General features: G+C 68.8%; 8 protein-coding genes. 7 read left to right on the top strand and 1 reads right to left on the bottom strand.

Features of this window, described 5'->3' with window-relative positions:
• The first annotated feature begins 78 nt into the window (after positions 1-78).
• The 7 genes from ACR807_RS03870 to ACR807_RS03840 all read left to right on the top strand — a co-directional run bounded on the left by ACR807_RS03870 (position 79) and on the right by ACR807_RS03840 (position 11119).
• Complete coding sequence (locus ACR807_RS03870; RefSeq protein ID WP_438919788.1) at positions 79-528, top strand: serine integrase family protein; 450 nt, start codon at positions 79-81, stop codon at positions 526-528.
• A gap of 557 nt (positions 529-1085) precedes the next feature.
• Entirely contained in the window at positions 1086-1967 is an 882-nt protein-coding gene (locus tag ACR807_RS03865; protein WP_438919787.1) for a hypothetical protein, read from the top strand.
• Between the two features lie 145 nt (positions 1968-2112).
• Positions 2113-2343 carry a hypothetical protein gene (locus ACR807_RS03860; protein ID WP_438919786.1) on the top strand — a complete coding sequence of 77 codons (231 nt, stop codon included), beginning with the start codon at positions 2113-2115 and terminating at the stop codon, positions 2341-2343.
• A 420-nt stretch (positions 2344-2763) separates the two neighbouring features.
• Positions 2764-8757, top strand: coding sequence for a golvesin C-terminal-like domain-containing protein (locus ACR807_RS03855; protein ID WP_438919785.1), 5994 nt, complete (start codon positions 2764-2766; stop codon positions 8755-8757).
• 13 nt (positions 8758-8770) lie between these two features.
• Positions 8771-9160, top strand: coding sequence for a hypothetical protein (locus ACR807_RS03850; RefSeq protein WP_438919784.1), 390 nt, complete (start codon positions 8771-8773; stop codon positions 9158-9160).
• A 106-nt stretch (positions 9161-9266) separates the two neighbouring features.
• Entirely contained in the window at positions 9267-10283 is a 1017-nt protein-coding gene (locus tag ACR807_RS03845) for a YncE family protein (RefSeq protein WP_438919783.1), read from the top strand.
• 134 nt (positions 10284-10417) lie between these two features.
• The gene (locus ACR807_RS03840) at positions 10418-11119 is read left to right on the top strand and encodes a hypothetical protein (RefSeq protein ID WP_438919782.1); all 702 of its coding nucleotides are present in this window, start codon (positions 10418-10420) and stop codon (positions 11117-11119) included.
• Positions 11120-11176: 57 nt separating this feature from the next.
• Here ACR807_RS03840 and ACR807_RS03835 read toward each other — a convergent pair whose 3' ends face one another.
• The gene (locus ACR807_RS03835; protein WP_438919781.1) at positions 11177-11830 is read right to left on the bottom strand and encodes a hypothetical protein; all 654 of its coding nucleotides are present in this window, start codon (positions 11828-11830) and stop codon (positions 11177-11179) included.
• Positions 11831-11901 lie beyond the last annotated feature (71 nt).

Below are 11901 nucleotides of genomic sequence, written 5' to 3'. Positions count from 1 at the left end.
CGAACATGTTTCGTCATCGCAGGGACGGTGCTCCGTCACCTTGGCGCCCAGACCCGTTCTGATACTAAGGACCGCGCCGTGACGGTGTCCGCCCTGCCGCGCCTCACTCCACTCGCCGAGTGGATCGCCGCGACCATCCCGCCCGGTATCCCGGCGATGGATGCCGAGCCGGTCGGAAGTCTGCGGTTCCTGTTCTACGGTCGCGCTTCCACGCGTGAGCACCAAGATCCGCGTACCTCGCGGGCGTGGCAGCTGGATGTCTCGCGCAGGATCACCAGTGGGCACGGCCCGATCGTGGGGGAGTACTTGGAGATCGGGTGTTCCCGTCAGGTTCTCTGGCATCTGCGGCCTCGTGCTGCGGCGATGCTGCGCCACATCGCGGCCAACGCGGATCGGATCGACGCGGTGGTGGTCGGCGAGTACGAGCGTGGGTTCCTCGACGGTGCCCAGGTGCGGGACCTGCGATCAGTGCTGGAGCGGTTCGGGGTGCAGCTGTGGCTGCCGGAAGCCGAAGGGATGCCGCGTTGACCGCGGCCCGGCGGACTTTGCGCCTGGACCAGTTGCGGCTGACCTTGCAGGTCTGATGCACATCAGGATTGCTCCAGCAGCCTGAGCCCTGGAAACGCGACTCCGTCTAACGCAGGGAGGATCATCGGGCATGGCCGACGCCCTCGCGACCGCCGGACGTGGCGAGCGGGTCACCGTCACACCGGACAGCCCACTCGGCGAGCACGTCCGCGCACGGCTCACCGGGGCGAGGCGCCTACGGCCGACTTCGTCGTCGGCAAGCCGCACAGCCGGGTCCTGATCTCCTGGCCACGGCCCGCGCACGCCGCCGGCCAGGACGTCCTTCACCACCCCAACCACCAGTGGAGCAGAATCCTGACCGATCGTTCAGAGGCAACCAGCTGCGGGTCGTCGAAGTGCTGCTCGCGCCTGACGCCCGTCCTGGGCGTCAGCAGCGAGCCCTGCGGTCACCGGAGTATGGGGATTGCCGGGCACCCGGCCGCCGGACCGACGCCTCAGTCGCACCCGAAATCGGCTAACCGGGAACGTTCCGCCCGCTCGACGGGGTAGCGTGAACCGTGCCCGACGACCTGGACTATTCCCCGCTCGCCGCCCCCGTCGCCCCGGCCACGGCATTGGCGCACGCGAAAGCGAACGGCGACCACCCGGGCCGTGACATGGCGTGCTGCGCACTCGTGTTCGCCGTGATCGTTGCCGCCGTCTTCGGTTTCCTGAGCATTCCGCTCAACATGTACCTCACCGGCGTCCATCCGGACGGCGGCATGGGTGTCCGGCTCCTCGGGCTGCTGCCGCTGATGATCGGTCTCGGGCTGATCGTCCTGGTCGTCGTCCGGGTCCGCAAAGGTAACGGGCGGGAGCGGATCGACCACTACCGCATCATGCAGTTCGCCGCCCGCAACGGCATGGGCTACCGGATGAAGGTCAATAACCCGGAGCAACCCGCCGGGGTCTTCGACGTCGGCAACAACCGCTGCGCCGTCGACGTCGTCACCATCGAAGGGCCACGTCCGATGGAAATCGGCCAGCACCGCTACGTGGCCGGCTACCGCGGCGCGGAAACGTACCACTTGGGCTATGCGACCACTCCTCTCGACGCCCACCTTCCCCACCTGCTGCTGATCCCGCGGGCGAAAGGCACGGGCGTTCCGCACGTGTCCGGCGGAGCTTCCCTCGGGAACCCCGACCTGCGCGGCCCCGGCACCGAAGCTTTCAAAGTCTTCGGGCCGTTCGGCAGGGCCGGGGAGATTCAGGCCCTGCTGGACCGCACCCTCTTCTCCTCCGACCTCCTGGCCCGGTACGCCGAACGCCCGGTCCACATCGAAATCGTCCAGAACCGCCTGTACTTCTTCTCCCCCAAGCCGCTGTCCACCACCGACCCGGAAATCTGGCGCTGGCTCCTCGCCCTGCTCGCCGACACCGCAGAGCGCCTGGAATCCTGAACGCTGTCCGGGAGCGGGCCCGCGTCGGAACTCGTCAAGGTGATTGAGACCAGTGGGTGTCACAACCTGTCTCACTTGAATTGACAACTACCGCTACGGCCACCGTCACCCTTGCCCACCAGTTGCACTACGCGTCGACCGACCGGTGCACGCGTACCGCTTGCTGCGGCTGGCCACCACGATCCGGGAGGAACTGGCAGTGCCGGTGCCCGCGCAGGAGCGGGCTTGGCTCCAGCAGGCCCAGGAGACGCTGACCGGCGGCTCTCGTCGGCCGAGCGAGCGGTACGCCGTCAGCCAGCAGACGGGCCTCTCCGTGGCGGACGTGCTCGCCGAGCCCACCGGTTCGGACGGACTGGATCGTTCCTTCCAGCGATGAACTGTTGGTAGGTATGCACTTCTGCCTCATCACGTGGAATACGCACGTGGGTGCCGGTCCTACGCGGAGTAGGTCCACGACAGTCGTCTCGTCACCTGGAAAGCCCATTACCGACCACGTCCGCTGTGCTTGAATGCTCGCAAGGCCGCCTTGGGGGATCATGAGGCCTTGTTGTTCGTAGGGGTGGAACGCAGATTGCTCACGTCGGCAGCGTTCTTCTAGGACCGCCGGTGGGTGGAGCGTGCCTGCGCACGGCGCGGGGGGAAACGCGTGAACAAGGGGAAAGCACGTCTGTTCTGGTCTGCCGCTTCGCTGCTCGCACTGGTGGCGGCAGGATTGTCACCGATGCCGGCACCGGCCGCGAGAGCCGCGGAGACCGTCCCCAGGGTGGCCGCGCCACCGTCACCGAGGTGCACCCAGGTGGCCGTGGCGGCGGAGGCGACCGAATCGTCCGCGCAGGCTCCTGAGAGCAGGCCGATCCAGGCTGATCAGGCGCCCGTCGCCTACGCGGCACCGGACACGCCGCGGCGGATGATCCCGGGCGACGAGCACCCCGTGCGGGTGACCGTCCGCAACACCACGCAGTCACCGCTGGTGGCGGGCAGGCACGTGCTGTCCTACCACTGGACCCTGCCCAACGGCGGCGACGCCACGGCGGGGAACCGGCTGGACACGGCGTTGCCGGCGGACCTGGCGCCGGGCGCGGAGGTCACCCTCGACGCACGCGTGAAGGCCCCGGCGCTGGCCGATATCGGCAACGACCGCGAGCAGTTCACGCTGCGGTGGGACGTCTACGACACCAGCACCCGCAGGTGGCTGTCCGAGACGGCGGGCGTACCCGCGCTCGACCTGGACGTGCGCGTGGAGGAGCCCACTTCCGACCAGCTCGGGCTGGAGCACTTCTACTCCTACGCCAGCCTGCCCACCGGCGCGGGCGGAGACCTGTCGGTCAACCAGTTCTCCGGCAACGCCGTGTGGAACTACGACGTGCTGACCAACCCCAGCCGCGGCCTGGCGAGCTTCAGCCGGCTGTCCTACAACTCCTCGGACACCTCGAACTCCTACGCCGGCCCCGGGTGGTCGGTCACGGCGTCGACGCTGAACCGGCTCGGCACACCGCTGGAGTTCGACGGCCTCCTGCCGGGGCTGCTCGGTTGGCCGACCACGGTGAGCCTGGTCGACGGCGACGGCACCGGGCACCTGTTCGAGCTGAACAAGCACGACAGCGCCGACAGCCGGAACTGGACCTACGACGCGCCGGCCGGCGTGCACCTGTACCTGCGGTACCTCCCGGGCGGTGATGACGAGCGGCGCTGGGTGTTCACCACGCCGGAGCGCACGGAGTTCTTCTTCGACGCGCAGGGCTACCACACGGCGACGGTGGACAAGAGCGGCAACACCATGTCGTTCACCTACGAGCGGGCGCTGCTGGGCAACCGCAACACCGGTGTGCTCAAGCACGTCACCGACGCCACCGGCCGCCGCACGCTGACCCTGGACTACTACCAGCGCGGCGACGCGTTCTCGTACATCCTCGGCGGCAGGAAGCTGACCGGAACGAACCTGGACAACCTGTTCATCATCAACAAGCTCAAGTCCGTCACCGACGTGTCCGGTCGGGTGGTGGCGTTGACCTACACCGACAAGGGGCACCTGGGTGAGGTCGTGGACGGGCTGGGCAACCCGGACGCCAAGCCCTTCACGTTCTTCTACGACGAGGCCAACGCCAAGCTGCTGTCGGTGGTGGACCCGAACGGCGGCACCACCAGGGTGGACTACTTCACCGGCGCCGGTGAAGCACTGCGCAAGTGGAACGTCCGAACCGTCACCGACCGGGGCCAGGCCGCGACCGGCTTCGACTACGTCGACCCGGACGGCGACGGGGGGTCGAAGGTCGACTCCACGGTGGTCGACGGCAACGGCCACACCACCCGCACCCTGCTCGACGGCTACGGGCGGGCCGAGCGGAATACCAACGCCAAGGACGAGACCACCCAGCTGCACTGGGACGCCGACAACAACGTCATCCGGCTGGTCGAGCACAACGGCGCCTCGCAGACCTGGACCTACGACCAGAAGACCGGCTTCCCGCTGGAGATCCGCGACGCGGAGGCCAACCGGACGAACGGTCCGGCCACCCGCCTGGGCTACCGCACCGAACTCGGCGGGCACGTCGCCGACCTGACCGAGAAGGTCACCCCCGAAGGTCGCAAGTGGACGTTCGCGTACGACGACAAGGGCAACCTGATCGCCGTCACCGACCCGAAGGGCAACGCCACCCCGGCCCCGGACGACTACACGTCGCGCTACTCCTACGACGGCTTCGGGCACCTGATCGAGCAGACCGACGCCAACGGCAACACCACCAAGTACGGCGACTACGACGCCAACGGCTACCCGCGGCTGATCACCGACCCGCTCAACTGCACCACGGCCTTCCGCTACGACGACGTCGGCAACGTCACCTCCATCACCGACGCGCGCGGCAAGACGGGCACCTACACATACGACATCTTCAAGCGCCCGCTGGACACACGCGAGCCGAAGGACCAAGCGGCCGGCGCCTACATCGTCACGCCGGGCCCGCGGTACGACCGCAACGACAACGTGGTGACCAGCACCGCCGCGAACGGCGCCGTCACCCGCGCCGCCTACGACGCGATGGACCGGCAGGTCGGCGTCTACGCGCCCAAGGACGACCCCGGTGGTCCGGAGAAGCTGACCACGTTCGCCTACGACGCGGTCGGCAACCTGCTCAAGCAGACCGAACCCAAGGGGACGCTGACCCCGCAGGACCCGGACGACTTCACCTACACGTTCACCTACGACCAGCTCGACCGGATCACCCGGGCCACCGACGTCAACGGCAACGTGATCAGCGCGGAGTACGACGACGTCGGCAACCTCGTCAAAGAGGTCGACGCGCGCAAGAACAAGACACCGGACCCGAACGACTTCACCACCCGGTACGTCTTCGACGCCAACCACCAGGTGCTGGAGACCGTCGACGCGGACGGCCACTCGGCGAAGACGCGTTACGACCGCGACGGCAACGTCGTCGCCAGCACCGACGAGCAGGGCAACGAGACGCTCATCGAGCTGGACGAGCGCGGCATGCAGCGGGAGGTCCGCTCGCCGCACAGCTCCGACGGCGGCACGATCCGGTACTTCACCACCCGGTACGAGTACGACCAGGTCGGCAACCTGACCCGCACGATCAACCCGCGCGGGGTGGACACCCCCGACAAGGCCGACGACTTCGTCACCGAGACCGTTTACGACGAGCTCAACCGGGTGCGCGAGGAGATCCTGCCCTACGACCCGGACGACCCGGAGCACAAGACGCCGGTCGGCACGATCAAAACCTACAACGAGGTCGGCGACCTGGTGGAGGTCAGTGCCCCGCCGTCGCACGGCGAGTCGGTCCGCAACACCACCAGGCAGACGTACTACGACAACGGGTGGCTGCGCACGTCCACCGACCCGTGGGACATCAGGACCGCCTACGACTACACCGCCACCGGGCAGCAGTCCAACCGCACGGTGACCAGCGCGGGCGGCGGGGCGCAGCGGGTGGAGACGTGGGAGTACTTCCCCGACGGGAAGCTGAAGAAGCGCTCCGACGAAGGCGTCCCGGTGGGGCGCAACGTGGTCGTCGTCGACAACTCCGACGCGGCGCGGACCCAGGCGAGGGGCAACTGGCGGACCGAGGAGTCCGGCAGGGGGTTCCAGGGTGCCGCGTACCGCGCCACCGACGCCGACGACGCCACGTTCGCCTGGAAGGCCGCCGTTCCGGCCGACGGCACGTACGACGTGCTGGTGCGCCACCCCGGCGGGACGGCCACGGACGCCGCGTACACCGTCGAGCACAACGGCGGCACGAGCACCGCACGGGTCGACCAGACGCAGCGGGCCGGTGAGTGGACCAGCATCGGCAAGTACGCCATGTCGGCGGGGCAGTCCCGCACCATCACGCTGTCCGGCGAGGCCGACGGCACCGTGGCCGCCGACGCCGTGCAGCTGGTGCGCGACAACAGTGCGGACGCCGACGACGAGAAGAAGGTCTTCGAGCACCGGTACGACCCGAACGACAACCTCGTGCAGATGACCGACTCCACGCCGAACACGCCGGTGGACGCCTACCGCGTCGCGTACAACGGGGTGGACCTGGCGGAGAAGGTCGAGGAGCTCAAGGCCGGCGCGGTCAAGCACACCACCGACTACCGCTACGACGAGAACGACAACCTGACGTTCGCCAAGTTCGACGGCAAGTCGGCGCTCTACGAGTACAACGCCCGCGACCTGGTCACGAAGGTCACCAACAAGAAGGACGACGGCGACCAGGGCAAGGTCAACTCCTTCACCTACACCGCCCGCGGGCACGTCGAGCGGCACGTCAAGAGCAACGGCAACACCGTCGACTACACCTACTACCTCGACGGGCTGCTGCGCCGGCAGCTGGAGAAGAAGAAGGACGGCGGGCAGGTCGTCGTCGAGCACAACCTGGAGTACGACTCCAACTCCAACAAGGTCCGCGACGACGGGCGGAAGCAGAACGCGGACAACCACGGCGCGACCATCAACGCCGACGCCACGTACACCTACGACCCACGCGACCGGGTGCGGAAGGTGACGAAGAAGGGCGGTGAGGGCGAACGCACCGAGGAGTACAAGCACGACGACAACGGCAACGTCTGGGACCAGCGGGTCGGCGGCGCGCACACCGCGTTCGACTACGACCGCAACCGGCTGCTGTCCACCACCACGGACGGGCAGCGGGCGGACTACGACTACGACGCGTTCGGCCGCCTGCACCAGGTGACGCAGTCCGGCAAACAGCTGGAGAAGTACACCTACGACGGGTTCGACCGCAGGGTCGAGCACGTCAAGGACCAGGGCGCCGGGCCGAAGACCACCAAGTACACCTACGACCCGCTGGACCGCCAGCAGACGAAGGTCGAGGGCGACAAGACCACGGCGTTCCACTACCTGGGTCTGGCCGACCAGGTCCTGACCGAGGACGAGAACGGCAAGCTCCGCAAGGCGTACCAGTACTCCAACGACGGCGAGCTGCTCGCCCAGGTCAAGTACTCCGACGACGGCAAGGAGGAGGACTCGGTCTACGGGTTCAACCCGCACTCCGACGTCGAGCAGGTCACCGACACCAACGGCGACACGAAGTCCACCTACGGCTACACCGCCTACGGCAAGGACGACGAGAGCGAGTTCTCCGGCGAGGACAAGCCCGACCAGGCGAACCCGGACAAGCCGGAGGAGAACTCCTACCGGTTCAACACCACCCGGCACGACAAGAGCACCGACACCTACGACATGGGGTTCCGGGACTACTCGCCCGGCCTGAACCGGTTCCTGACGCTCGACCTGTACAACGGGGCGCTCGCGGACCTCGGGATGACCACCGACCCGTGGACGAACAACCGGTACGCCTTCGGCGCCGGCAACCCGCTGTCCCAGGTGGAGATCGACGGCCACGGATGGCTCGACGACGCCGCGGACTGGGTCAAGGACAACGCCAAGGAGGTCGGGCACGCGGCACTCGATGTCGCCGGCGTGATCCCCGTGGTCGGCGAGGCCGCGGACCTGGCGAACTCCGCCTGGTACGCCGCCGAGGGCGACTACGCCAACGCGGCGCTGTCGGCCGCGGCCGCGGTGCCCTTCGCCGGGTGGGGCGCCACCGCGGTCAAGGCGGGCAAGTACGCCGTCAAGGGGGCCGAGGCGGCCCAGGGCGGAGCGAAGGCGGCCGCCGCCGGGCGGAGCACGGCGAAGACGGCCGGTCAGGCGGCTGATGCCGGGGCCAACGGCGCGAAGGCGGCGCCCGCGCCGAAACCGGCGCCGAAAGCCGGTGGCCCCAGCGGTGGCAAACCCTCCGGTGGCGGCGGCGGCAAAGCCGGCGGCACGGCGTCGACGGGCAAGAAGGCCTCCGGCGGTGGCTCGGGTGGCGGCAAGGCGGCCAACGGCGGCGGCACCAGCGCCACGAAGAGCGCCGACGGCGGCGGCGGGGCGTCGGCCGACCTCGCCAACTACCGCAAGGGCCAGGGGATGCCCCGCGCCGGATCTCCGGAGGACGCGCACACGGCTGCTCGGCTCGACGTCGGCGGTAGGTCGTTCTACGGGCACAACGCGCATGGCCGGAAAATCGACATCAAGGTCAATGCGCAGACCAAGACGCATGCCGAGGCCGATGTGTTCCAGCAGGCCAAGAATGCCGGGGTGTCTGCGGACAGGGCAACCTTGCACGTCGATCGGGACCTGTGCACGGCGTGTGGTGTCAAGGGCGGGGTCGGCTCTCTCATGCGGGGAGTCGGGATATCCCGGCTCACGGTAAACTCCCCTTCGGGTCGGTTTGAGATCACGGCGAACCGCCCATCGATTCCACGGCCAATGAACGGATAAGGGGAGCCGACGGTTGGGTAACGTCCGGATTCAACGCTGGCATGGTCAGTCGGCTGAGTCGGAACTGGTTGAGAACGCGGACACCGCCAAGTTGACGGCGGCGGTCGACGCGTTGGACAACAAGGTGACCACCGAGGTCTCAGTGGAACTGGACAACGGTTCCTATCTGCTGGTAGGTGGCGGTTCCGGCCGCTACCACGTCGCCTACGGAAATGTCGAGGACGAGTACTTCACGTTGTGGGACGAAGCGCGGGCCGGAGGCGAGGAAGAGCTGGTGACCGGCGGTCAACTAGGTGTTTTCGACTCGGCCACTGTGGTGGACAAGGCGCTCGCGTTGAAAGCTGCGGAGACCTTTTTGAACTCGGGCGTGCTCGACCGCGGGCTTACCTGGAAAGAGGATTGACGCAATTCTTCGGTGTACGGTGGTGCGCCTTACCGCCGCGTGATTCGCGATGCTTGCCGTAATAGGGACGAGATGGAGGGGGAACGGCATGGGGCGGGGTGCGTTGGTGGGGTTGGGGGTCGTTGTGCTGATGGCGGCGTCGGTGGTCGCGGCGCCGGTGGCATTGGCGGCGCCGGTGCTGCCGTTGTCGGGATTCGGCGACGTGATGGTGGACAGCGCCCACCAGAGGGTGTTCGTCTCCGGTGGCGCGTCGTCCAACGGCGTGGCGGTGGCGGACTTCTCCGGTCGGGTCCGCACGGTGATCGAGAACCAGCCGGGTGCGGACGGGCTGGAACTGAGCGCGGACGGCACCCGGCTGTTCGTGGCGCTGTCGGCGGGTGACGGCATCTCGGTGATCGACACGTCGACCCTGGCCGAGACCGCGCGGTACTCCACAGGGGCGGGGACGTGCCCGACGCACCTGGCCCGCACGGGTGGCGTGATGTGGTTCGGGTACGGCTGCGTGGACGGCAACTGGTCGGGCAAGATCGGCAGGCTGGACCCGGCGGCGGCCGAGCCGGTGCGGGGCGAGCAGCAAGGAGCCACCCGGTTCCAGCGGGCCCCGCTGCTGGCGTCTTCCGGTGCGGAAGCCGGGCCGCTGGTGGCCGGGCAGCTGTCGTTGAGCCAGTCGACGGTGCAGGTCTACACCCTCTCCGGCGGAACGCTGACGGCAGGCACGTCCGGTGACGTGGTCGGCGCCGGGCTCACGGACCTCGACGTGACCGGCGACGGGGCGACGCTGTTCAGCGCGACCGGGTCCCGTGACCGGGTTGAGGCGTTCGCGACGGCGGACTTGGCGCGCCGGGGTGCGTACGCGACCCGGCCCCGACCCGCCGCGGTGTCGTTGTCGCCGGACGGCGCGTACGTGGCCGCGGGAGCGCTGACCAGCGACGCCAACGACGTGCTGGTCTACCGCGTCGGCGGCGCGACGCCGATGAACACCGTCTCGCTGGACAGCGGTGAGACGGTGCAGCCGCGCGGCTTGGCGTGGTCGGCGGACCAGCGGACGCTGTTCGTGGTCACCCGGTACAACAACGACCCGCAGCCGCGCCTGGAGGTCGAGCGCTACCCGGTCGGGTGGTGAGCCGGCTACCCGACGAGGCGGCCGAACTCCACATCCGCGGTGGTGCGGGGTTCGGCCGCTCGGCGCGCGCGGCAGCGGAAGGCGGCCGCGGCCGAGGTCCGGACGGCCGACCCTTGCCACGTACGCTGCGGTGCGTGAACAGAACTGCTCCCGCCCTGCTCGTCGTCGCCGCGGTCCTGCTCGTCGGCGCGTGCGGTGGCGGAACTCCGACCGCCACGTCCTCCTCGTCGGCGACCACCACCACTGCGCCGTCGGTCGACGCCGCGGCCGAGGAGAAGGCGATCCGCAAGACCTTCGCGGACTATCGGGAGGCCGCCAAGGCGAAGGACGGCGTCGCCGCGGCCGCGCTGCTGTCGCAGGAGATGCTGGGCTACTACACCAAAGCCCGCGACCTCGCCCTCACCGGTTCGGAGCAGCAGGTGCGCGAGCACGGTGTGACCTCGTCGATGTTGGTCTACGTGCTGCGTGCCGAGTTCGGTGCCGACGAGCTGCGGGGGATGTCGGCCGAGCAATTGGTGTCCGCGGCGGTGGCGAAGGGCATGGTGAGTGAGAACAGCATGGCCAACGTCGACCTGGGCACGGTGGTCGTGGACGGCGACACGGCGCGGGCGGACATGACCTCGCGCGGCCAGTCCGCAGGTGTGGAGCTGCCGTTCCACAAGGAGTCCGGCTCCTGGCGGTTCGACGCCCGACCGCTGATGGCCGCCGGTGACGAGGCGCTCAAGACCGTCGCCGGGCAGCGCGGCGTGACCGTGGACCAGCTCGTCGACACGGCGCTCGGCACGCTCTACGGCGCGGAACAGGTGCCGGGCCTCAAGCAGCCGCTACAGGGCTGACCTGCCCAGCACGCCCGCAACCGCACGGGTGCCACGTCGCGGTCACCGTTGTCGTGGTCAGTCGCCGCCGACCATGTGGGCGCCCTTCGCGGACTCGTCGGTCGCCGTGAACAGGCCGCGCACGTGGGCGGACAGCTCGGCCCAGTCCAGTCGGTCGTCCGCGTCGATGTCCATCGCCCCGAACGCCGCCTCGGCCACCTCCGGGTCCGAGACCCGGACCCCGCGGTAGATCGCGATGAGATTCCCCCGGTAGCTCGACGGTGGCACCATTGGCGACCACCCGCACTGAGCAGGCTCGACTTGGGCGGCCTGCTGTGCCCGACCGGCTCGACGCAACGCTTCCACCAGGCGGGACATCGTCAGCGGCTCGGACGTGCGGCCCTGCAGTGAAAGCGACTCGTGCTCCAGCGACTCCCGGAGCACCGAGACGGCCTCGTCGTGCCTGTTCTCGAGGCTCAACGCATCGGCCAGGGACACCGCCTGATCGGCGAGGTCGCCGTGGGTGGTGTGGTCGGATGTGGCCCGCGCCTTTTCGACGAGGTCGAACAGGTCGCCGGAGTGCATCCGCCGTGCCGTGACGATCGGCTCGGCTCGACGTCGCCACGTCCGTGCCTCCTCGTCCGCTCCGCGGAATGCGCACAACGCCGCCATCAGTTCCATCGCGTCGGTGTCACCGGTATCGGCGACGGGGAGGGCGAACCGTGCCGCCAACCGGTAGAGCCCTCGGCTGAACGCTGTCACGGCCAGTCGCCCGCAGTCCTCGGCACCCGATGGCCGCCCGG

This window comes from Saccharothrix sabaoui (genome assembly GCF_051756985.1).
Classification (GTDB): domain Bacteria; phylum Actinomycetota; class Actinomycetes; order Mycobacteriales; family Pseudonocardiaceae; genus Actinosynnema.
The sequence above is the reverse complement of the archived record's forward strand: the minus strand, read 5'-3'. Positions and strand labels throughout refer to the sequence as shown.